Source organism: Streptomyces sp. S.PB5, assembly GCF_030403745.1.
In the GTDB taxonomy this organism is placed as follows: Bacteria; Actinomycetota; Actinomycetes; order Streptomycetales; family Streptomycetaceae; genus Streptomyces.
This window is the reverse complement of record NZ_JAQMWP010000010.1, coordinates 126771-149365: the sequence shown is the minus strand read 5'-3', so window position 1 is coordinate 149365 and position 22595 is coordinate 126771. Positions and strand designations below refer to the sequence as shown.

Below are 22595 nucleotides of genomic sequence, written 5' to 3'. Positions count from 1 at the left end.
TTGGGCCCCTCCTCGTGGTTGCGGCTCAGGATAGCCCTGGCCGGGGAAGGGGTGAGAGCGCTCTCGGGGCGACCGGAATGCGCTTGCGTCCGGTCGGCACCGCCCTTGGCCGCCCGCGGCCGTCCTCGGCCGTCGCCGCCTCGTCCGTCGCCGCCTCGTCTGCCGCGGTGCCCGTCTCCCCGTGCAGGAGGAGCCCGCCACCGAGCCGTCCCTGTCCGAGCTCACCTGAACCGGGTCAGGCGAGCAGATCGACCCGGCGTCCGACACCCTCCCGGCGGGCCCGCTCGTAGGCCGTCCAGGCCAGGGCGAGGTCCTGCCAGGGCAGCCCCACCGGGGCGTAGACGGTACGGCTGTCCTTCCCGGTCCGGCCCGGATGCTCGCCCCGCAGCACCTCGCCCAGTGTCGCGTCGGCCGTGACCCCGCCGACCGCCAACGCGCCCATGGTGGCGGCGAGTTCACGGTCGTCGACCACGACGAGCGCTTCCCTCAGCAGTGCGAGGCCCAACTCCCGCTTCCCCGGTTCGTCGGCACCGAGACTCGTGAAGTGTTGTCCCGCCCGGGTGTCCGCCAGGTCCAGCAGCGGCTCGCGGGACCAGGTGGCCAGCACAACCGTGTCCGCGAGCGAGGCCACCTCCGACGCCGACGCCACGACCCGGCCGCGACCCCTGCCCCGGCCCCGGCCCCGGTTCCGGCCTTCACCATGCCGTTCCACGAACTCCGCGGCCCGCTCCCCGTCGGTGTCATGAACGACGAGCTCACCGTGCCCCCGCAGCACCCCCAGCCCCCGGACCGTCAGCTCGGCCTGCGCCCCCGCCCCGACCACCCCCAGGACACTCCCCTCACCGGCCAGCACATGGGTGCCCAGCGCCGCCGCCAGTCCCGTCCGCCATGCCGTGACCGTCGCGGAGTCCAGCAGTGCGAGCAACTCCCCGTCGTGCCCGCTGTGCAGACAGATGATCCCGCGCAACGCGGGCCGCGCATCGGGGAACTTGGCGTTGACCTTGACCGTGTAGGCCTCGATTCCGGGCAGCAGCCCGGGAATCAGGGCGGTCGCCGTGCCCGGGAACGGCAGATCCGTCCGCACCCGCTGCCCGGCGACGGACCCGTCCGGGGACCTCGCGCGGAAGCCGTCCCGCAGGGCGTCGACAGCGTCCGCCGGGTCCAGCACGGATTCCAGATCGCTGCGGGTGAGAAGAAGAGTCACCCGCCCATGATCCGTCAGTGAGCGTGCTCGGGCCGCTGCCCGGTCCCCGTCCGCCGCTCGGCCCCGGTCTGTTGCCCGCCGTGCTCGTGCGGCTCGTACCCGGGAATCGTCCCGTCGGTCTTCTTCACCAGGAACAGCCCCACCATCCCCATGTCGGAGTGGCTCTGCACATGGCAGTGGTACATCCACGCGCCCGCTCCGACCCCCTCCCCCGCGATCACCTGGAAGCCGAAGGAGTCCGCCGGTCCCACGATCTTGTTGTCGATGACCTGGCTCGGGTCCTCCGGCCCGGTGAGCAGGCCCGTGCGGTTGTCCGCCCAGCGGTGACCGTGCATGTGGAAGGTGTGGTAGTACTCGCCGTGCGTGATCACCACGAACTCGACCCGATCGCCCACGGTGGCCTCGAAGTCGGGGCCCGAGTGGGCGGGCTTGTTGTTGATGAGCAGGTCGTTGAAGACGATCGTGTGCGTCGCGTCCGGGAGGATGTCGCCCTTGCGGCGGACGATCACCGCGCCGTAGAGGCCCTTCCGGATGCCGCCCGTCCCGTGTTCCGTGCCCACCACATGGTCGTGGTAGTGCCAGTAGCCCGCGCTGCCCGCCCGCCAGGTGCCGTCCTTGCGGCGGCCGGGGGCGTGGGTGCGCCAGGTGTAGGTGCGGGTGCCGCCCGGTTCGACGTCGCTCCTGTTCAACTTCGTTCCGTCGCTGGAGATTTCGTAGTCCAGGCCGTGGACGTGCAGGCTCGCCGCGACGTCCAGGGTGTTCTCGAACTCGATGTGCAGCGTGTCGCCCTCGTTGAGTTCGATGAGCGGGCCCGGGATCGTCGCCTTGCCCTTCTCGAAGCCGTAGCCCAGCTGCCCGTCGGCGAGCTTCTCGGCGTACAGCTTGATGTGTCTCACCTCGCCCCCGGCCGGTGCCGTCCGTGCCGGCCCGTCGGCGCTCGCCGCCTCCGGCGCCACCGACAACGATGTCGCGACGGCCCCGGTGCCCACCACGGCCGCGCCGCCCAGCAGCATCCGACGGTTGAACCCGCGTCTGTCCATGCAGAACTCCCCAGCGTGATACGGGATGTGCGGAGCAGTACCTGTTGCGGAGCAGTACCTGTGATGAACCTGTGAGACGGTACCGGCGCCTTTGCTGTTTATCCACACCGGGGACAAAGTTGACCCCAACTCGGTCATAGGTATTGGCGAGTTGCGTAAAGAGGTCTAGCTTCCATCGCGCTGTTGCTGTGACCGAGGAGGTGCCCATGCACTTACGAGGGTTGAGCACGAGAAGACGGATCTGTGTGGCGGGTGTGACCGCCGGGGTCGTCGTCGCCGGGCTGCTGTCGGGTCCCGCCGCCAGCGCGTACCCGGCCCCGGAACCACCCCTGACAACGATGTCCATCAAGTCGCCGCCGGGCGGCGCGAATGTACGGGTGCTGCTCTTCCACGGTTCCGCCGCGGCCGGGGAGGAGTCACCGGTGGTGAACGCCGGGATCGAGGCGATCGAGAAGATCGGCCTGTCCGGGCCGACCGAGCAGCGGTTCAGCACCGAGGCCACCGACGACGCCTCGGTGTTCACCGACGAGACCGAGCTCGGGCGCTACAACGCGATCGTCTTCCTGACGGGCGGCGGTGATGTCCTCGATCCGGAGCAGGAGGCCGGACTCGAGGCCTACATGGAGGCCGGCGGCGGGTTCGTCGGCATCCATGACGCGGCCCGGGCGGAGCCGTACTCGGACTGGTTCACCGGTCTCGTCGGCGCGCGTCCGGCCGCCGGCAGTCCAACGGCCGTGCAGCGGGCGGTCGTCGAGGTCGGCGACCGCCGGCATCCGGCCACGAAGGATCTGCCGGTGCAGTGGAAGCGGCCCGATCAGTGGTTCAACTGGGCGAGGAATCCCTCGGGTGACGTGCACACCGTGGCACGGGTCCGCGAGTCGACCTATCAGCCGGGTGCCACCAAGAACGGCTGGGACCATCCGGTGAGTTGGTGCCGTGACTACGACGGCGGCCGTTCCTTCTACACCGGCATGGGCGGCACGGTGTCGTCGTACGACGAGACCGACTTCCGTGCGCATCTGCGGGGCGCACTGATGTGGACCACGCGACTGGTGCAGGCCGACTGCAAGGCGACCATCACCGGCAACTACAAGGCCGAGCGTCTCACCCAGCCCAACCAGGCCGGGCAGAACGACCAGATCGGCGAGCCGCACGGCCTGGTCACCGCGCCCGACGGACGGGTGCTCTACATCGGCCGGGGCGGCGCCGACTCCTCCCAGCCGGTGATCACCGACTGGAACAACCCCGACATCGGCAAGGGCAAGGGCGAGATCCACGTCTACGACCCGAAGACCAAGAAGGTGACGCTCGCGGGCGCCCTGACCGTCTTCGGCAACAAGGGCGGCGGCGACGAGCTGGTCAAGGTCGAGGAGGGACTTCTCGGCATCGAGCTCGATCCGCGGTTCGCGGAGAACGGGTGGGTGTATCTGCACTACACCCCGCACTCTCGGATCGACCGCGACACCCGTATGGCCGAGCGTCGGGTCTCCCGGTTCACGCTCGACCCCGCCACGAACAAGCTGGACCTCGGCAGCGAGAAGGTGCTGCTCAAGTGGCCGGTGCAGATCCACAGTTGCTGCCACGCGGGCGGCGGGATGGCCTGGGACTCCAAGGGCAACCTGTACATCGCGACCGGTGACAACAACTCCAGCCGCTTCAGCGACGGTTACTCGGGCAACAACCCGGAGCCGAACTACAAGGGTGTCTCCTTCGCCGACGCGCGCCGCACCGCCGGCAACACCAACAACCTCAACGGCAAGATCCTGCGCATCCACCCCGAGGCCGACGGAACGTACACCCTGCCCGCCGGGAACCTCTTCACCGGACAGGAGACCGACGAGGGTGGCGGGAAGACGCGCGGTGAGATCTATGTGATGGGCGTCAGGAACCCGGCCCGGATCTTCGTCGACAGGAAGACCGACATCCTCTACGCCGGCTGGGTCGGCCCGGACGCCTCGGCGCCCTCGACGACCTGGGGTCCGGCGAAATACGACACGTTCGCCGTCATCACCGAGGCGGGCAACCGGGGCTGGCCGTACTGCATGGGCAACAAGCAGCCCTACCGCGACCGCAACCTCCCCGATCCGTCGAAGCCGCTGGGCTGGTACGACTGCGACCACCCGAAGAACGAGTCCCCGAACAACGACGGCCTCGTCAACCTCCCGCCGGTCACCGGCAACAACATCTGGTACTCGCCGCAGGGCGGCGCACCGGACTTCCCGCGGGACGCGAACGGCATCCCCTCCTACAAGCAGGAGGAGTCCACCTACCTGCTGCCGTGGCTCAAGGGCGGCGGGCAGGCCGCGATGAACGGGCCGGTCTACCGCTACGACGCGGGAAGCACCAGCGCCGACAAGTGGCCGGCGTACTGGGACGGCAAGTGGTTCGTCGGTGACTTCTACGACGCCGACCAGCCGCGCAACGCCGTCATCACCGACCCGAAGAACCATGGTGCGGGTGGACTGCCCGTGCACTCCGAGTCGTTGAAGAAGATCATCCCGATCGGCAACGACGGCATCAAGAACCTCATGGACTGGAAGTTCGGTCCGGACGGCTCGCTGTACGTCCTCGACTACGGCCGCGGCTTCTTCACCTCGGACGCCAAGTCGGCGCTGTGGCGGGTCACTTACCAGGGCGGCGGTCCCACTCCGGCCGCCGGCCGGCTCGCGAGGGGGGCCGCTCAGTGAAACGGCAACGAAGAGTCTGGACCGCGCTGCTGGCCGCCGTACTGATCATGCTGGGGCTGCAGTCGGCACCGGTGTCCGCCCAGCAGCCCGCCGATCAGAGGGCGGCCGCCGCCCAGACCCTCACCTGGACGGCCGGCGACGACATCACCAAGTACACCTCGGCGCCCGCGACCGCGGTGGCGGGTCAGGCGACGATCGTCTTCGAGAACAGCACGGCGACCGGCAACACCACCGGAATGCCGCACACGTTGACGTTCGTGACATCGGACCCCGAGTTCAACAGCGACGTCGAGCTCAACATCCTCGCCAACCCCAACGACGACATGGGCGGCCGCCACACCGCCGAGGTCACCCTCACCCCGGGCCGCTACTTCTACCACTGCACGATCCCGGGGCACGGCTCCATGCAGGGCATCCTCGTGGTGACCGAGGGCACCGGCGAGGACACCACCCCGCCCCAGGCGGCGGCGCAGGTGACCGGGACTCAGAACGCGCAGGGCCAGTACGTCGGTTCGGCGAGCGTCGCGATCAGCGCGACGGACGACGACGGCGGGTCGGGTGTCGACGGTATGCAGTACGCGGTCGGCAGTACGGGTGACTGGCTTCCGTACACCGCGCCCGTCGTCGTCGACCAGGTCGGCACTCACACCGTCCGCTACCGGGCGCTGGACAAGGCGGGCAATGTCTCCGCCGAGAAGAGCGTGCAGTTCACGGTCGTCGCCCCGCCGTCCGACGACACCACTCCCCCGGACACCTCGGCGACGGTGACCGGCGAGCGGAACCCGGACGGGGCGTATCTCGACATGGCGACGGTGACCGTGTCGGCGTCCGACACCGGCTCCGGGGTCAACACCATCGAGTACGCCGTCGACGGCGGGGCCTGGCAGGCGTACACCGCGCCCGTGATGGTGCATCAGCTCGGCACCCACACCGTGCGCTACCGCGCCACCGACAAGGCGGGCAACGTCGCCGCCGAGAAGAGCGTGCAGTTCACGGTGGTCGCGACGCCGGCTCCGGACACCACACCGCCGGTGACCGGCGTGACCGTCGAGGGCACCCGGAACTCGGACGGGGCGTACGTCGGCAGCGCCCGGGTGACCGTGAGCGCGGTGGACGAGCACGGCGGGTCCGGTGTCGACCGGATCGAGTACTCGATCGACGGTGGACCGTACATCGCATACAGCACACCGGTGATCGTCGACCGCGCCGGCACTCACACCCTCGCCTACCGGGCCACGGACGAGGCGGGCAACACCGCCGCCGCCCGCACGGTGACCTTCACCGTGGTGTCGAGCCAGGTCCCCGCCCCCAACTGCCCGGAGTTCGACGAGCGGTCGACGGTGATCGTCGGCGAGGTCGACTCGGGCGTGCCGAACCGGCTCACCGACAGCCGGTGCCGCATCAACGAGCTGATCGAGGACGAGAAGGAGTGGACCTCCCACGCGCTGTTCCTCAAGCACGTGAAGACCGTCCTCGACAAGCTGCTCAAACAGGGGGTCGTCGACGAGCGCGAGTACGACGCCATCCGGGAGGCGGCCCGCGAGTCCGGGATCGGCAGGCCCGGGCAGACCGAGGGCTACCGGAAGATCCTCGACGGCAGCGCGGACTCCTTCGCCAAGTGGCAGCAGGTGGGCGGCGGTTCGTTCGCCCTGAACGCCGACGGGTCCATCACCTCCGGGACCACCAGGGGCGGGCTCGGCATGCTGTGGTTCCCGCAGCGCAAGTACGGCGACTTCTCGCTCCGCCTCCAGTGGCGCGACGACGCCCCCGGCACCGGCAACGCCAACTCCGGTGTGTTCGTGCGCTTCCCGTGGGTCCACGACCACCCCGAGGAGCCGCGTCCGGAGTGGGCCGCCATCAAGTACGGGCACGAGGTGCAGGTCTTCGACCGGCCCGACGGCGACATGTACAAGACCGGCTCGGTCTACGGGTTCGACCGCGTGGGCCTGGCCGGCGCGGGCGTCACCCAGAAGGGCACCTGGAACGACTACGAGATCCGGGTGGTGGACCAGCACTACTCGGTCTACCGCAACGGCACGCTGATCAACGAGTTCGACAACATCGGCGGCCAGGACTTCGTCCCGTCCCGCTCGGACGATCCGGGCACGGACGGGCGGCGGTTCGCCTCCGGTTACATCGGACTCCAGGTGCACGGCACGACGGACGTGGTCTCGTTCCGGGACGTGCGGATCAAGGAACTCTAGGAGGGTTCCTTGCGCGCCCGGCTCGGCTGTACCCGCTTGGGTTCCCCCGGCATCTTCGGATACTCGGGCGGGTACGGCAGATCACCGAGCCCGTGGTCGTGCTCGTCGCGGCGCGCCAGCTCAAGGAGCGCGTCGAGCGAGAAGGCGTGATCGTCCATGTCCGCGTGCACATCGCCGAGTTCGGCGAAGCGCGCGGGCATGGTCGCGAGGTCGAAGTCCCGCGGGTGCGCCACGCCGACCTCGTCCCAGCGCAGGGGCGCGGAGACCGGGGCGTGCGGGCGCGGCCGTACGGAATAGGCGGAGGCGATGGTCCGGTCTCTGGCGGTCTGGTTGTAGTCGATGAAGATGCGCTCCCCGCGCTCCTCCTTCCACCACTTGATCGTCACCTGGTCCGGCATCCGGCGTTCCAGCTCCCGCCCGACCGCGATCGCCGCGCGTCGCACCTGGGTGAAGGTCCAGCGGGGTTCGATCGGCACGAACACATGCAGGCCGCGTCCGCCGGAGGTCTTCGGCCAGCCGCGCAGTCCGCCGAACTCCTCGAGCACGGCGCGGAGTTCACCTGCCGCCCGTACGGCGTCGTCGTAGTCCGTGCCCGGTTGGGGGTCGAGGTCGATGCGGAGTTCGTCGGGGCTGTCGACGTCGTCGCGGCGGACCGGCCAGGGGTGGAAGGTGAGCGTGCCGAACTGGGCGGCCCACAGGACGGCGGCCTGTTCGGTGGGGCACATCTCGTCGGCGCTGCGGCCGCTGGGGAAGGTGATGTGGGCGGTCGGGATCCAGTCGGGCATGTTCTTCGGGGCCCGTTTCTGGAAGAAGGACTCGCCGGTCACACCGTCCGGGTAGCGCTCCAGGGTGGTGGGGCGGTTGCGGAGGGCGCGCAGGATGCCGGGGGCGACGGCCTGGTAGTAGCGGGCCAGGTCGAGCTTGGTGAAACCGCGCTCCGGGAAGAAGACCTTGTCCGGGCTGGACAGCCGTACGGTCCGGCCGCCCGCCTCCAGTTCCACCGCGTCACCCATGCGAGCCACGGTAGGCGAGCTACGCATATCAGGCATTTCGTGACGTGCAGGCACAGAATCGGACCATGGACCTGCCGGTGATGCCCCCTGTGAAGCCCATGCTCGCCAAGTCGGTCGCGAAGATCCCGCCGGGCATGCAGTACGAGGCGAAGTGGGACGGCTTCCGGGCGATCGTGTTCCGCGACGGGACCGAGGTCGAGCTGGGCAGCCGTACGGGCAAGCCGCTGACCAGGTACTTCCCCGAGCTGGTGACCGCGCTGAAGGAGCGGGTCCCAAAGCGTTGTGTGCTGGACGGGGAGATCGTCATCGCACGGGACGGCCGTCTGGACTTCGACGCGCTCACCGAGCGCATCCACCCGGCCGACTCCCGGGTACGGATGCTCGCCGAGCGGACACCGGCGTCCTTCGTCGCCTTCGACCTGCTGGCCCTCGCGGACGAGTCGCTGCTGGACGTGGAGCTGACCGACCGGCGGGCCCTGCTGGCCACGGCCCTGTCCGGGGTCACCGCACCGGTCCATCTGGCACCGGCGACGACGGACATCGAGGTGGCCCGGGGCTGGTTCGAGCAGTACGAGGGGGCCGGGCTCGACGGCGTCATCGCCAAGCCGCTCACCCTGCGCTACCGGCAGGACGAACGGGCCATGTTCAAGATCAAGCACGAGCGGACGGCGGACGTCGTGGTCGCCGGCTACCGCTTCCACAAGAGCGGCCCGATCGTCGGCTCACTGCTGCTCGGCCTCCACGACGACCAGGGCCGCCTCCAGCACGTGGGGGTCTCGGCGGCCTTCCCCATGAAGCGCCGCGCCGAGCTGATCGACGAACTGGAGCCGCTGCGGATGGCGGACACCGCGGGACACCCCTGGGCGGCCTGGGCGGACGAGGCCGCGCACGAGAGCGCGCGGCTGCCCGGGGCGCCGAGCCGCTGGTCGGGGAAGAAGGACCTGTCGTGGGTGCCGCTGCGGCCCGAGCGGGTGGCCGAGGTGGCGTACGACCACATGGAGAACGGCGTACGGTTCCGGCACACGGCCCGCTTCCGCCGCTGGCGGCCGGACCGGACGGCCGAGAGCTGCACGTACGGACAGCTGGAGGAGCCCGTCACGTACGACCTCGACGAGATCCTCGGCTGACTCAAGCCCTGGCGGCCGTCACGGGCGTCACGGTGTCATCAGGACCTTGACCGCGCCCTCCTGCTTCTTCTGGAACATCGCGTAGGCGTGCGGGGCGTCCGACAGCGGCAGCCGGTGGGTGGCGAAGTCGTCCACACCGAGGGGGTCCTCGTCGGTCAGGTACGGGATGATCTCGTCGCTCCAGCGCCGTACGTTGGCCTGCCCCATCCGGATCTGGAGCTGCTTGTCGAACATGGTGAGCATCGGCAGCGGGTCGGCCGTGCCGCCGTACACGCCGACGAGTGAGAGCGTGCCGCCGCGGCGCACCAGCTCGATGGCGGTGTGCAGGGCGGCCAGCCGGTCGACGCTGAAGCGTTCCGCGAACGGTCCGCTGATCCGGCGGGGCAGCAGCGCCGAGGCCTGCTGGGCGAGGCGGGCGGCCGCGCTGCCGTGGGCCTCGGTGCCGACCGCGTCGATCACCGCGTCGGGGCCTCGGCCGTCGGTCTCGTCGCGGATCGCCTGCACGAGCTCCTTCTCGCTGTCGAAGCTCCTGAGGTCGTACGTCTCGACACCGCGCGCGCGTGCCCGGCGCAGCCGCTCGCTCACCAGGTCCACCCCGAAGACCCGTCCCGCGCCCCGCGCCCGGGCGACGCGGCAGGCCATGTCGCCGATCGGGCCGAGGCCGAGCACGGCGACGCTGCCGCCCTCGGGGACGTCCGCGTAGGCGACGGCCTGCCAGGCGGTCGGCAGCACGTCGGAGAGGTAGACGAACCGGTCGTCGGGCGGTCCCTCGGGGATCTTGATGGGGCCGTACTGCGCCTGCGGGACCCGCAGGTACTCGGCCTGCCCGCCGGGGACCGCGCCGTAGAGACGGGTGTAGCCGAACAGGGCGGCGCCCATGCCCTCGCTGGTGACCTGGGTGGTCTCGCACTGGGTCGGCAGCTCGTTCAGGCACATCCAGCAGTTGCCGCAGGCGATCTGGAACGGCACCACCACCCGGTCACCCGCCTGGAGATCCGGCACCGCGGCGCCGACCTCCTCGACGATGCCCATCGGTTCGTGTCCGAGGATGTCGCCGGGTGTCATGAACGGGGTGAGCACCTCGTACAGATGCAGGTCCGAGCCGCACAGCCCGGTGGAGGTGATGCGGACGATCGCGTCCGTCGGTTCCTGGATCCTCGGATCGGGCACGTCCTCCACCCGTACGTCCCGTTTGCCCTGCCAGGTCACTGCCTTCATCGCGGAGCCCCTTCCGCCTGCGGAGGCGCCCCGGGTACCCGGCCGCATCCCGCCGAACCGCGCCTTGGGCCGCCCGGCGTAGCAACAGGCTTCCTCAGAGGTATTCACCCCGACCCATCAAATCCGAGCGGGTATGGCCAGCAATGAACATATAAGCGCACAATCAGTGAAACGAGACTTGGGTGGCGACGGTGGGCATGGGACGAAGGGCGCGCACAAGACGCGCCACGACGACGGCGGCGCTCCTGGCCGCCGCGCTGACGGTTTCCCTGGCGGCGGGCTGCACGGGCACGAACCGGCCCGGTCCGGTGGACGACGGGAGAGGGGCGACCCAGGACGGGAACGAGAGCCAGGACGCAGGCCGGGACCCGGGGCAGGATCCGGGCGGGGCCCCGTCGCAGAGCGGGCTGTCCGGCGAGTCCGTGCTCGCCGTGAAGATCGACAACGTGCGGGCGGCCCGGCCGCACACCGGCACCGACTCCGCGGACATCGTCTACACCGAGCAGGTCGAGGGCGGGCTGAGCCGGCTGATGGCGGTCTACGCGACCAAGCTCCCGAAGGTCATCGGGCCGGTGCGCAGCGCCCGCGAGTCCGATCTGGAGCTGCTGCGGCAGTTCGACAACCCGACGCTCGCGTTCTCCGGGGCGCAGGGCAAGCTGATGCCGCTGATCGACAAGGCGCCCATCAATCCGCAGACGCCCGGCAAGACCTCCGGCGCCTACTTCCGCGGCACCGGCAAGGCCGCGCCGCACAACCTGTATCTGCACCCGTCCCGGCTGTTGCCGAAGGCCCCCGGCGCGGACGCCCTGACGACCGGTTTCACCTACGGCTCTGCCCCGTCCGGCGGCAGGAAGGACACCTCGGAGACCGTGCGCTACCCGGCGGCCACCTATCAGTTCACCTGGTCGTCGAGCCGTGACCGCTATCTGGTCTCGATGGACGGCACCGCGGCCGTCACGACCGCCGGCAAGCGCATCGCCGCGGCGACGGTCGTCGTGCAGTACGTGAAGATCCGCAAGTCCGCCTTCCACGACTTCCTCGGCAACAACACGCCGTACACCGAGACCGTGGGCTCCGGGAAGGCGAAGGTGCTGCGCGGCGGGAAGGCGTACGACGTCGACTGGGAGCGTGAGAAGGCGACGGACGGTACGACGTTCACGACGGGCGACGGCGAGCCGGTGAACTTCGCCGAGGGTCAGGTGTGGGTGCTCTACGTCAAGGCGTGACGGTCAAGGCATGACGGGCTCAGCCCTGGGCGAGGAGGGGTTCCGCGGGGTTGCGCAGCCCCTCGGCCGCGTCCGCGACGCGTCGGATCAGATCGAAGAAGACCGCCTGCTCGTCGGCGGAGAGCGGGGCCAGGAAGACCTGGTTCATCCGGGCCGTGCGCACGGTCAGCTTGCGGTGGGTGCGCAGCCCGTCGTCGGTGGCGCGCAGCAGGAAGCGGCGGCCGTCCTGCGGGTCGCGCACCTTGTCGACCAGCCCGCGGCGGCCGAGCCGGCTGATCACCTCGGCGATGGTGGACCGGTCGAGCCCCACCCGCTCCCCCACGGTCCGCTGATCGAGGCCCGGCTCGGCGACGAGCGCATTGAGGACCGCGAACTGGGGCGAGGTGATCTCCTCCGAGACCATCGTGTTCCACAGCAGGTGGTGGGCCTGCTGCAGTCGGCGGGCCAGATGCCCGGGGTGGGTGGTGAGGTCCACCGCCGCCATGTGCGCTCCCCGCGGTCGAATTGGTTGGTGCACTGAACGATACCCGCCGACCGCCGGACTGTCTGCGGGCCCGCACACATCCCTGGCCTCGCACTTCTCCAAGGTCTTGACGTCGCATCCGTCGAGTGGCAGCGTGAAGGAAACTTCACGGAAATAGTCAGTGCCCTGATTACTTGCCCTGATTACTTGCCTTCATTACTTGCCCTGGTCATTCAGCGGGATGGAGCTTCATCCATGGACAAGGTGGTCGCCACCGCCGCCGAGGCGGTGGCCGATGTACCGGACGGCGCGACCCTCGCCGTCGGCGGCTTCGGGCTGAGCGGCGTGCCGAACGTGCTGATCCAGGCGCTGTACGAACGTGAGGTCACCGGCCTCGGGGTCGTCTCCAACAACTGCGGGGCCATGGAGTCCGGCCTCGCCGTCCTGCTGGCGGCGGGCCGCATCGCGCGCGTGACCGGCTCCTACATCGGCGCGAACAAGGAGTTCGCCCGCCAGTACCTGTCCGGTGAGCTGGAGGTCGAGATGATCCCCCAGGGCACGCTCGCCGAACGGCTGCGCGCCGGCGGGGCCGGCATCCCCGCCTTCTACACCCCCGCCGGTGTGGGCACACAGGTCGCCGAGGGCGGGCTGCCGTGGCGGTACGACGGTGCGGGCGGTGTCGCGCTGGCGTCGCCGCCGAAGGAGGTGCGGGAGTTCGACGGCGCGGAGTACGTGCTGGAGCGGGGCATCCGGACCGACTTCGCGCTGGTGCGGGCCTGGAAGGGCGACCGGCACGGGAACCTGGTCTTCAACAAGTCCTCGCGGAACTTCAACCCGCTCGCGGCGATGGCCGGGCGGGTGACCCTCGCCGAGGTCGAGCAGCTCGTGGAGCCGGGTGAGATCGAGCCGGACGCGGTGCATCTGCCGGGCATCTTCGTGCAGCGGGTGGTGGCCCTGACGCCGGAGCAGGCCGCCGACAAGCGGATCGAGCAGCGGACGGTGAGCAGCTGATGGCCTGGACACGCGAGGAGATGGCCGCACGGGCGGCACGCGAGCTCGAGGACGGTCAGTACGTCAATCTCGGCATCGGGCTGCCCACGCTGATCCCGAACCACCTGCCCGAGGGCGTGGAGGTGATCCTGGAGTCGGAGAACGGCATCCTGGGCACCGGCCCCTACCCCACCGAGGACCGGGTCGACCCGGACCTCATCAACGCCGGCAAGGAGACCGTGACGGTCCTGCCGGGCGCCTCCTTCTTCGACTCGGCGCTGTCGTTCTCGATGATCCGCGGCGGGCACATCGATGTGGCGGTGCTGGGCGCGATGCAGGTCTCCGCCTCCGGTGACCTCGCCAACTGGGCCGTCCCCGGCAAGATGATCACCGGGATCGGCGGGGCGATGGACCTCGTGCACGGCGCCCGCACGGTCATCGTGGTCATGACCCACACCGCCAAGGACGGCTCGGCGAAGATCCTTCAGGAGTGCGCGCTGCCGCTCACCGGCAGGGGTTGCGTCGACCGGATCATCACCGACCTCGGCGTCCTCGACGTCACCGGGGACGGGCTGGTGCTGGTGGAGACCGCACCCGGGGTGAGCGTCGAGGAGATCGTCGCCAGGACCGCGGCGAAGGTCCGCATCCCGGAGGAGATCCAGTCGTGAAGGACGTCTACGTCGTCGACGCGGTGCGCACCCCGGTCGGCCGCTACAACGGCGGCCTGTCCTCGGTGCGCCCGGACGATCTCGCCGCGCACGCCATCCGTGAACTCCTCGCCCGTACACCCGACCTGGACCCGGCGCGGATCGAGGACGTGTACTTCGGCAACGCGAACGGGGCGGGTGAGGAGAACCGCAACGTCGCACGGATGGGCGCGCTGCTCGCCGGGCTGCCGACGTCGGTGCCGGGGGTGACCGTCAACCGGCTGTGCGCGTCCGGTCTGGAGGCGGTGATCCAGGCGGCCCGTGCGATCGCGGTCGGGGACGCCTGCGTCGCCGTGGCGGGTGGCGTGGAGTCGATGACCCGGGCGCCGTACGTGCTGCCGAAGAACGACCGGGCCTTCCCCGCCGGGCACACCGAGCTGTACTCCACGACGCTGGGCTGGCGGATGGTCAACCCGAGGATGGAGCCGCAGTGGACCGTTCCGCTGGGCATGTCCGCCGAGTTGATCGCCGACAAGCACAAGATCACGCGTGAGCAGCAGGACGAGTTCGCGCTGGCCTCGCATCAGAAGGCGGCCGCGGCGCAGCAACAGGGGCTCTTCGACCTCGAGTTGGCTCCCGTGGCGGTCCCGCAGCGCAAGGGTGAGCCGGTGGTCTTCGGTGCGGACGAATGCGTGCGGGCCGATGCCTCCCTCGCCGCGATGGCGAAGCTCAAGCCGTCCTTCCGCGAGGACGGCGGCACGGTGACCGCGGGCAACGCCTCTCCGCTGAACGACGGTGCGGCGGCGCTGCTGCTGGTGGACGAGGAGGGCCTCAGGGCCACCGGGCGCGAGCCGCTGGCCCGGGTCTGCGCGACCGGGGTGAACGCTCTGGATCCCCACCACTTCGGCCTGGCGCCGGTCGAGGCCGTGAACCGGGCCCTCGCCAGAGCGGGCAAGGCATTTGACGACCTGTCGGTGCTGGAACTGAACGAGGCCTTCGCGGCACAGGTCCTCGGATGTGTCGCCGAATGGCCCGAGTTCGACCCGGCGATCCTCAACCCGCAGGGCGGCGCCATCGCCCTCGGACACCCGCTCGGCGCCTCCGGTGCCCGGCTCGCCGGCACCGTCGCCCACCAACTCGCCCGCCGCGGCAGCGGAGTCGGCGTCGCCACCCTCTGCATCGGCGTCGGCCAGGGCCTCGCTCTCGTCCTCGAACGTTAAATCTCCCCGGGACTTCATATGACTCTCACCCAGCACGACATCGACCAGGAAATCGCCGCCGAGCACGCCGCCTACGAGAAGCGGGTCGCCGACGGGGCCCCCGTCGAGCATCAGCCGCGCCGCGACTACGCGCCGTACCGCTCCTCGGTGCTGCGGCACCCCAAGCAGCCGCCGGTCACCATCGACGTGTCCAAGGACCCGGAGCTGGTGGAGCTGCACTCCCCCGCGTTCGGGGAGCGGGACATCACCGAGATCGACAACGACCTCACCCGGCAGCACAACGGCGAGCCGATCGGGGAGCGCATCACCGTCTCCGGGCGGCTCCTGGACCGCGACGGGCGGCCGGTCCGAGGCCAGCTCATCGAGATCTGGCAGGCCAACTCGGCGGGACGGTACGCACATCAGCGCGAGCAGCACGACGCTCCGCTGGACCCGAACTTCACCGGCGTCGGCCGCACCCTGACCGGCGACGACGGGCAGTACCACTTCACGACCGTCCAGCCGGGCCCGTACCCGTGGCGGCAGCACCTCAACGCCTGGCGGCCCGCGCACATCCACTTCTCGCTGTTCGGCACGGCGTTCACGCAGCGGCTCGTGACGCAGATGTACTTCCCGGCCGACCCGCTGTTCCCGTACGACCCGATCATCCAGTCGGTGACGGACGACTCGGCCCGCCAGCGCCTCGTCGCGACGTACGACCACGACCTGTCGGTGCCGGAGTTCTCGATGGGCTACCACTGGGACATCGTGCTCGACGGCCCGAACGCCACCTGGATCGAAGAAGGACGCTGACCTGCCATGACGAAGATCGACACGAACCGTCCCGAGACGGTGCTGCCCACTCCGTCGCACACGGTCGGGCCCTTCTACGGACACGCGCTGCCGTTCCCCGGCGGCGAGGACATCGCGCCCGTCGGCCACCCGGACACCGTCGCCGTGCACGGTTACATCTACGACGGTGAGGGCAACCCGCTCCCCGACGCGTTCGTGGAGCTGTGGGGCGCCGATCCGGACGGGAACATCCCGCGGGTCGACGGGTCCATGCGGCGCGACGGGGCCAGCGGCGGCTTCATGGGACGTACCGGGGTGGAGTTCACCGGGTGGGGTCGCAGCCAGACGGACGCGAGCGGGCACTGGTCGGCGCGGACGCTGCGGCCGGGTGCGCGGGGGCAGAGCGCGCCGTACTTGAGTGTGTGCGTGTTCGCGCGCGGGCTGCTCGTGCACCTCTACACACGGATCTACTTCCCCGGCGACGAGGCCGCGCTCACCGCGGACCCGCTGCTGAACCAGGTGGCCCCGGAGCGGCGCGGCACACTGATCGCGGCCGACGGCGGCAATGGGACGTACCGTTTCGACATCCGCCTTCAGGGCGAAGGCGAGACGGTCTTCCTGGAGTTCCAGTGACTTCTGCCGAATCCGACGCCGGTCTGCTCGCCCCCGGGTGGGCCGGCTCCCCCGCCGCCTCCGCGACGAGCGACGCCGCCTATCTGCGGGCGCTGCTCGACGCGGAGGCCGCGCTGACCCGCGCCCAGGCGGCCCTGGGGCTGGCTCCCGAAGAGGCCGCCACGGCGGTGACCGCGGCCGCCCGGTCCGGGGAGTTCGACGCCCGGGACCTCGCCGTACGCGCACGGGCGGGCGGCAATCCGGTGATCCCGCTCGTCGCCGATCTGACGCGGGCGGTCGGCGGGGAGTACGGGTCGTACGTCCACCGCGGTGCGACCAGCCAGGACATCATGGACACGGCGACGGTCCTGGTCGCCGTCCGCACCCTCGACCTGGTCCGCGCCGACCTCGGCCGCACGGAGGCGGCGCTGGCCCGGCTGGCCGCCGAGCACCGGGACACCGCGATGCCCGGCCGGACCCTGACCCAGCACGCCGTACCGACGACGTTCGGGCTGAAGGCGGCCGGGTGGCGGTCGCTGGTGCTGGACGCACGGGACCGGATCACGGCCGTACGGAACGCGCTGCCCGCCCAGCTCGGGGGTGCGGCCGGAACGCTGGCGGCCTTCACGGCGTACGGCGCGGCGGACCCGACGGCGCTGCCCGCGGCGTACGCGCGCGAACTGGGCCTCCAGGCGCCCGAGTTGCCCTGGCACACCCTGCGCACACCGATCGCCGATCTCGCCGGCTGTCTGGCCTTCACGGCCGGGGCGCTGGGGAAGGCCGCCGCGGATGTGCTCACGCTGGCCCGGACCGAGATCGCCGAGGTCTCGGAGGGCAGCGGGGGCGGTTCGTCGGCGATGCCGCACAAGGCGAATCCCGTACGGTCCACGCTGATCGCGGCGGCGGCCGCGCGGGCGCCGCAGCTCGCGGCCACGCTGTACGGGTCCCTGGCCGCGCAGGACGAGCGGCCGGCCGGCGCCTGGCATGCCGAGTGGGAGCCGTTGCGGGACCTGCTGCGGCTGGTCGGCGGCGCCGCCCGCGATGCCGCCGACCTCACCGAGGGGCTGCGGGTGCACGCGGACGTGATGCGTGCCCACCTGGACCTCACCCATGGGTTGATCGTGTCCGAGCGGCTGTCCGCCGAGCTGGCCCCCGTGCTGGGCCGGGCCCGCGCCAAGTCGCTGCTGACCGAGCTGGCCGGACGCACCTACGCCGAGGGCCGCAGTCTCGGCGAACTTCTGGCGGAGGAGCCGGAGTTGAAGGGCATCGACCTCGACGCCCTCGCCGACCCCGCCCGGTACACGGGCGCCGCCGCCACTCTCACCGACCGTGCTCTGGAGCGACGTTGACCGAGAAACTCCTCAACCACCGTGTCGAGGGCCCGGCTTCGGCTCCCGCGCTGATCCTCGGGCCGTCGCTCGGGACGTCGTACGCCCTGTGGGACAAGGTCGCGCCCGAGCTGTCCATCACTCACCGGGTGGTCCGCTGGGATCTGCCGGGGCACGGCGGCAGCGCGGCCGGTCTGGTCGGGCCCGGGGCCACGATCGGTGACCTCGCGGATCTCGTGCTGGCGCTCGCCGACTCGCTCGGCATCGAGCGGTTCGCGTACGCGGGGGTGTCGCTGGGCGGGGCGGTCGGACTTCAGCTGGCCGTGCATCACCCGGAGCGGGTGTCGTCGCTGGCCGTGATCTGCTCCTCGGCCCACTTCGGCGGCTCCCGGGTGTGGGAGGAACGCGCCGCGCGGGTGCGGGCCGAGGGCATGGAGTGGCTGGTGGAGAGTGCGGACGCGCGCTGGTTCACCCCCGGATTCACCGTGCCGCGGCTGGTGCGGGACCACCGGGACGCCGACCCGGCCGGGTACGCCGCCTGCTGTGACGCGCTCGCCGCCTTCGACATCCGCGACCGGCTGGCGGAGATCTCCGCGCCGACGCTCCTGGTCGCGGGCCGTGAGGATCCCGCGACTCCGCCCGCGCATCTGCGGGAGATCGCGGACGCGGTGCCGGGCGCCGCGCTCGTGGAGCTCCCGGGCGCCTCGCACCTGGCACCCGCACAGTGCCCGGAGGCCGTGCTGACCGCCCTGCGCACCCACTTCGACGGGGGTGCCGAGCGGGGCATGGAGGTGCGGCGCGAGGTGCTGGGCGACGCCCATGTGGACCGTGCGCAGGCCCGGCAGACGCCGTTCACCGCCCGCTTCCAGGACTTCATCTCGCGCTACGCGTGGGGCGAGATCTGGACCGACCCCACGCTCAGCCGCCGCGAGCGCAGCATGATCACGCTCACGGCGCTGGTCGCGCACGGCCACTACGACGAGCTGGCCATGCACGTCCGGGCCGCCCGGCGCAACGGGCTGACGCCCGAGGAGATCGGGGCGGTGCTGCTGCAGACGGCCGTGTACTGCGGGGTTCCGGCGGCCAACTCGGCGTTCGCCACGGCCCAGCGGGTGCTGGCGGAGGAAGAGGCGCCCGCAGAAGAAGGGTGACCCTGCCGGTCGTAGCTTCGCCGGCACCAGGCAGCTGCCTCCACCACGGCCGCCGCACGCCTACGGTGGAGGCATGTCCACGATTCTGATCACCGGCGCCACCTCCGGGCTCGGCCGTCACGTCGCCTTCGAGCTGGTCCGCTGCGGCCATGTCGTCCTCGCCCACGGCCGCGATCCCCGCCGTACCGGGCAGCTCGTCGAGGAACTGCGCGCCGAGGGCGACGCCGAGCCCTTCGTGGCCGACCTCGCCTCGCTGGCGCAGGTGCGGGAGCTGGCGGCGCATGTCGCGGGCGCGCATCCCGACCTGGACGTGCTGATCAACAACGCGGGGGTGGGCGCCGGTGCGCCCGGCTCGGGGCGCGAGCTCAGCGCCGACGGCCATGAACTCCGGCTGGCCGTCGACTACTTGGCGCCGGTGGTCCTGACCCGCGCCTTGCTGCCGGTCCTTCGCGCCAACACGCCCGCACGGATCGTCAACGTCGGTTCCGTCGGGCAGGATCCCGTCGACTTCGACGACATCGAGTTCCGGCGCGGGTACGACGGCTTCGGGGCGTACCGCCGTGCCAAGTTCGCGCTGGCGGCCCATACGTTCACGCTGGCCGAGGAGTTGGCGGGCACGGGCGTCGCGGTGAACGTGCTGCACCCCGCGACCTTCATGGACACGGGGATGGTGCGGGAGGGCGGGATGAGGCCGTGGAGCACGGTCGCGGACGGGGCGCCGGGGGTTTTGGCGCTGGCTACGCGGGACTTGGGGACGGGGGGCTACTTCGACGGTACGAGTCCGGCGCGGGCGCACGAGGGGACGTACGACAGCGACGTACGCAAGCGGCTGGCCACGGTGACAGACCAACTCCTCGCGCTGTAGCGCCCCCTAAGGGGCGCGGGGCTGTATCGATTTGCGGCTCCGCCGCGTGGGCGCGACCAGCCCCCGCCGAACCCGCGGCCTGCGGCTCAGCGCAAGCCCCTACCCGTCTCCAGCACCTCCCGCGCCTGTGCCACAAGCCCGTCCGCGCCGCACGAACGCGCCAGCGCCAGGCCCCGGTTGATCTCCGCCACCGACCGCGCGGCGATCCCGTACTCCACCCGCGCCGCCGCATGCTCGTACTGGCACGGCGACGCCTCCAGATAGGTCACCGCCTGGGAGAGCAACCGCACCGCCCGCTGTCCCGTCTCCAGCGCGGCCGCGCACCGCAGCGCCTCCCCGATCGCCGTGTCCGTGCCGAACCGCTCCGCGCGGCGCCGGGCGTCGGCGGCGAGCTGGGCCGCCCGGTTCGGTTCCGCCACGGCGAGGGCACGGGCCAGGTCGAGGGCCCAGGGGACCATCACCGGGTTGTGGTGGCCGCGGGCGGTCGCCGCCTTCTCCGCTTCCTCCAGTTCGTTGACCGCTTCCTGGGTGCGGCCCACGGCGAGCAGCAGCCGGCCGCGCACCGAGCGCGGGTCGGGCAGCACGATGGTGGACGGGTACGGCGGGGCGAAGCCGTACTGCTCGGCGATCTCCCAGGCCTCGTCGACATGGCCGCGGGCGAGGAGGGTGTCGACGAGGTTGCAGGTGGCCGACCAGTACAGGGGCAGTCCGCGGCCGACGCGCTCGGCGATGCGCAGGGACTCGCGCAATGTGTCCTCGGCATCGCGGAGGCGGCCGCGCCGACGGAGGGCGAAGCCGAGGAAGGCGTGGGCCAGGGCGAGGTGGCCGCCGCTCCAGCCGGCGGACTCGTAGGTGCGCAGGCCCTCGGTGAACATGCTCTCGGCGCGGTCGAGCCGGTCGGTGTAGGTGTAGCTGCTGGCCAGCATCATGAGGATCTCGACACCCCACTCGGTGTCGGTCCAGCCGAGCCCGGGGGCGAGGCGCCCGTTGACGAGGGCGCGGTCGCAGAGTTCGACGACCTCTTCCGCGTTCTCGCCGTGGGTCATGGCGTCGAAGCCGCGCAGCATCAGCAGGGCGCGCTCGGAGTTGTCGCGGCCGATGCAGGTGGAGGCGAGTGCGGCGAGCCGCTCGGAGCGGCCAGGGGAGGTGGCCTCGCCCGCGTGGATGCCCTCCCACATGTACTGGACTGCCTGGAGCCGCATCTGGGCGGGGCCGGGTTCGAGGCGGGCGGCCTCCGCCTCGACCGTGCGGACGGCTTCCTCCAGCTGGTCGTTGTGGAGCAGGGCCTGGGAGAGGCGGAAGACGGCGTCGACGCGCTGGGGGCCGTCGAGGCCGGGCATGCCGAGCGCGGACTGGAGGTGGTCGACGGTGGTGGAGGGGGCGGTGAGCAGGGCGGCGCAGCCCAGTTCGTAGAGGACGCTCGCGTGGACCTCGGGGCGGGGCGGTTCCAGCAGGGCCCGCTCCAGACAGCGGCGGGCCGCGTCGGGGGCGCCGACGGCGAGGTGTTCGCCTGCGGCATCGCGCAGCTGCTCGACGAGTTCCTCGTCGTCGTCCGGGTGCACCTGGAGCAGGTGCCGGGAGGCCATGGCGGCGCCGAGCCCGGAGTCGGTGACGACCTGGGCGGCGATGCCGTGCATGGCGGTGCGCAGGGCATCGGGGATGGAGTTGTAGACGGCGGTGGCGATGAGGGGGTGGACGAACTCCAGGTCGCCGTCGTCGGCGGGTACGGCGGCCGGGTCGGGTTCGGTCAGGATGCGGGCGGTGCGCAGGAGTTCGGCGCAGCGGACGGCCTCGTCGCGGCTCATGGTGGCGAGCTTGGCCACGAGGTCGACGGAGATGCCGGTGCCGAGGATGGCCGCGGCCCAGGCGAACCGGGTGGCCTCGATGCCGAGTCCTTCGAGGCGGGCGACGAGGCCACCGCCGCGGGCGGAGCGGTTCAGGGCGCGTAGTTCGGCGGCCTGGGACTCGGCGGGTTCGAGTTCGCTGTCCTGGACCTTGGCGAGGAGTTCGACGGTCTCGTAGGGGTTGCCGCCGGTGACGGCCCAGACCTCGCGGCAGAACGGGGCGTCGGCGTGCTCGCCGAGGGTGGCGCGGGTCAGGCCCGCGGTGGCGTCGGGGGTCAGGGCGCTGAGCGTGGCGACCGGGCCACCTGAGGTCGCGGCGATCGCGTCGAGGAGGCGGGCGCTCTCGCCGGAGACGTCCCCGGGGCGGCGGGCGACCAGGACCAGGACGGAGAGGTCGTCGAGGCGCTCGGCGAACGCGGCGAGCCAGCGCAGGGTCTCCTGGTCGGCCCAGTGGGCGTCGTCGATCACCAGGACGAGGGGCCAATCGCGGCGGGCGAGTCTGCGGACGGCGGCGACGAGGCCGTCGCACACGCCCTGCGGGTCGGCCTGTGGCGCACCGGGTTCCGTGATGCCGAGGGCGGGGCCGGCGATGTCGTACCAGTCGCCGAGGTACTCGCGTGCCTCCTCCGGCATCAGGGAGACCAGGGCGGGCTGGAGCAGCTGCCGGACCACGTTGAAGGGCACGGACCTGAGGGTCTCGCCGCCGCGGGCCGACCAGACGTTGCAGCCGCGGGCCTCGGCGATCCGGCGGGTCTCGGTGAGCAGCGCGGTCTTGCCGAGTCCGGCCTCGCCGCGGAAGACCAGGAGGCTGCCCGAGGACGAGCGGTCCGCGCGGAGGGCGTCGATCGCCTGCTCCACGGCGGCGAGTTCCTCGTCGCGTTCCCACAGGGAGGGCGAGGCGGCCGGCGTGAGCCCTTCCTCCGTCATCCCCTTACCTCCCCAAGTCGCCCGAACGACGTACAGACCTCGAGCGTAGCCGTCCGAT

General features: G+C 71.2%; 18 protein-coding genes. 12 read left to right on the top strand and 6 right to left on the bottom strand.

What is annotated here, in order from left to right; all coding sequences use genetic code 11:
- Positions 1–235: 235 nt before the first annotated feature.
- Both PH203_RS26460 and PH203_RS26455 read right to left on the bottom strand, forming a co-directional pair.
- Entirely contained in the window at positions 236–1204 is a 969-nt protein-coding gene (locus PH203_RS26460; protein WP_289923001.1) for an ornithine cyclodeaminase family protein, read from the bottom strand.
- 14 nt (positions 1205–1218) lie between these two features.
- Positions 1219–2244, bottom strand: coding sequence for a multicopper oxidase domain-containing protein (locus tag PH203_RS26455; RefSeq protein WP_289923000.1), 1026 nt, complete (start codon positions 2242–2244; stop codon positions 1219–1221).
- Between the two features lie 206 nt (positions 2245–2450).
- Here PH203_RS26455 and PH203_RS26450 point away from each other — a divergent pair, with 206 nt between their 5' ends.
- Positions 2451–4931: a ThuA domain-containing protein gene (locus PH203_RS26450; protein WP_289922999.1), complete on the top strand. Its 2481-nt coding sequence runs from the start codon at positions 2451–2453 to the stop codon at positions 4929–4931.
- A gap of 47 nt (positions 4932–4978) precedes the next feature.
- Positions 4979–7135, top strand: a complete 2157-nt coding sequence (locus PH203_RS26445) for a family 16 glycoside hydrolase (protein ID WP_289923231.1) — start codon at positions 4979–4981, stop codon at positions 7133–7135.
- On the opposite strand, the gene ligD is transcribed toward PH203_RS26445, so the two are convergent.
- Entirely contained in the window at positions 7132–8148 is a 1017-nt protein-coding gene (ligD, locus tag PH203_RS26440) for a non-homologous end-joining DNA ligase (protein ID WP_289922998.1), read from the bottom strand. The genes PH203_RS26445 and ligD overlap by 4 nt on opposite strands.
- A 65-nt stretch (positions 8149–8213) precedes the next feature.
- Here ligD and PH203_RS26435 point away from each other — a divergent pair, with 65 nt between their 5' ends.
- Positions 8214–9275, top strand: coding sequence for an ATP-dependent DNA ligase (locus PH203_RS26435; RefSeq protein WP_289922997.1), 1062 nt, complete (start codon positions 8214–8216; stop codon positions 9273–9275).
- Between the two features lie 27 nt (positions 9276–9302).
- Here PH203_RS26435 and PH203_RS26430 read toward each other — a convergent pair whose 3' ends face one another.
- Positions 9303–10493, bottom strand: a complete 1191-nt coding sequence (locus PH203_RS26430) for a zinc-dependent alcohol dehydrogenase (protein ID WP_289922996.1) — start codon at positions 10491–10493, stop codon at positions 9303–9305.
- 197 nt (positions 10494–10690) lie between these two features.
- Between PH203_RS26430 and PH203_RS26425 the strand changes: the two genes are divergently transcribed.
- Complete coding sequence (locus PH203_RS26425; RefSeq protein ID WP_289922995.1) at positions 10691–11719, top strand: DUF3048 domain-containing protein; 1029 nt, start codon at positions 10691–10693, stop codon at positions 11717–11719.
- A 19-nt stretch (positions 11720–11738) separates the two neighbouring features.
- Here the strand turns inward: PH203_RS26425 and PH203_RS26420 are convergent, their stop codons facing one another.
- Positions 11739–12203, bottom strand: a complete 465-nt coding sequence (locus tag PH203_RS26420) for a MarR family transcriptional regulator (protein WP_289922994.1) — start codon at positions 12201–12203, stop codon at positions 11739–11741.
- A gap of 234 nt (positions 12204–12437) precedes the next feature.
- Between PH203_RS26420 and PH203_RS26415 the strand changes: the two genes are divergently transcribed.
- The 8 genes from PH203_RS26415 (at position 12438) to PH203_RS26380 (ending at position 19766) form a co-directional block, all read left to right on the top strand.
- Positions 12438–13193: a CoA transferase subunit A gene (locus PH203_RS26415; protein ID WP_289922993.1), complete on the top strand. Its 756-nt coding sequence runs from the start codon at positions 12438–12440 to the stop codon at positions 13191–13193.
- Positions 13193–13840 carry a CoA transferase subunit B gene (locus tag PH203_RS26410; RefSeq protein WP_289922992.1) on the top strand — a complete coding sequence of 216 codons (648 nt, stop codon included), beginning with the start codon at positions 13193–13195 and terminating at the stop codon, positions 13838–13840. Before PH203_RS26415 ends, PH203_RS26410 begins: the two co-directional genes overlap by 1 nt.
- Complete coding sequence (locus PH203_RS26405; RefSeq protein ID WP_289922991.1) at positions 13837–15039, top strand: acetyl-CoA C-acyltransferase; 1203 nt, start codon at positions 13837–13839, stop codon at positions 15037–15039. The genes PH203_RS26410 and PH203_RS26405 overlap by 4 nt, the downstream gene beginning before the upstream one ends.
- A gap of 18 nt (positions 15040–15057) precedes the next feature.
- The gene (gene pcaH / locus PH203_RS26400) at positions 15058–15831 is read left to right on the top strand and encodes a protocatechuate 3,4-dioxygenase subunit beta (RefSeq protein WP_289922990.1); all 774 of its coding nucleotides are present in this window, start codon (positions 15058–15060) and stop codon (positions 15829–15831) included.
- A 6-nt stretch (positions 15832–15837) separates the two neighbouring features.
- Entirely contained in the window at positions 15838–16443 is a 606-nt protein-coding gene (gene pcaG / locus PH203_RS26395) for a protocatechuate 3,4-dioxygenase subunit alpha (RefSeq protein WP_289922989.1), read from the top strand.
- Positions 16440–17771, top strand: coding sequence for a 3-carboxy-cis,cis-muconate cycloisomerase (gene pcaB, locus PH203_RS26390; protein ID WP_289922988.1), 1332 nt, complete (start codon positions 16440–16442; stop codon positions 17769–17771). Before pcaG ends, pcaB begins: the two co-directional genes overlap by 4 nt.
- Positions 17768–18901 carry a 3-oxoadipate enol-lactonase gene (pcaD, locus tag PH203_RS26385; protein WP_289922987.1) on the top strand — a complete coding sequence of 378 codons (1134 nt, stop codon included), beginning with the start codon at positions 17768–17770 and terminating at the stop codon, positions 18899–18901. Before pcaB ends, pcaD begins: the two co-directional genes overlap by 4 nt.
- 73 nt (positions 18902–18974) lie before the next feature.
- A complete protein-coding gene (locus PH203_RS26380) occupies positions 18975–19766 on the top strand; it encodes an SDR family NAD(P)-dependent oxidoreductase (RefSeq protein WP_289922986.1) in 792 nt (263 codons plus the stop codon).
- 86 nt (positions 19767–19852) lie between these two features.
- On the opposite strand, the gene PH203_RS26375 is transcribed toward PH203_RS26380, so the two are convergent.
- A complete protein-coding gene (locus PH203_RS26375; RefSeq protein WP_289922985.1) occupies positions 19853–22537 on the bottom strand; it encodes an AAA family ATPase in 2685 nt (894 codons plus the stop codon).
- Positions 22538–22595 lie beyond the last annotated feature (58 nt).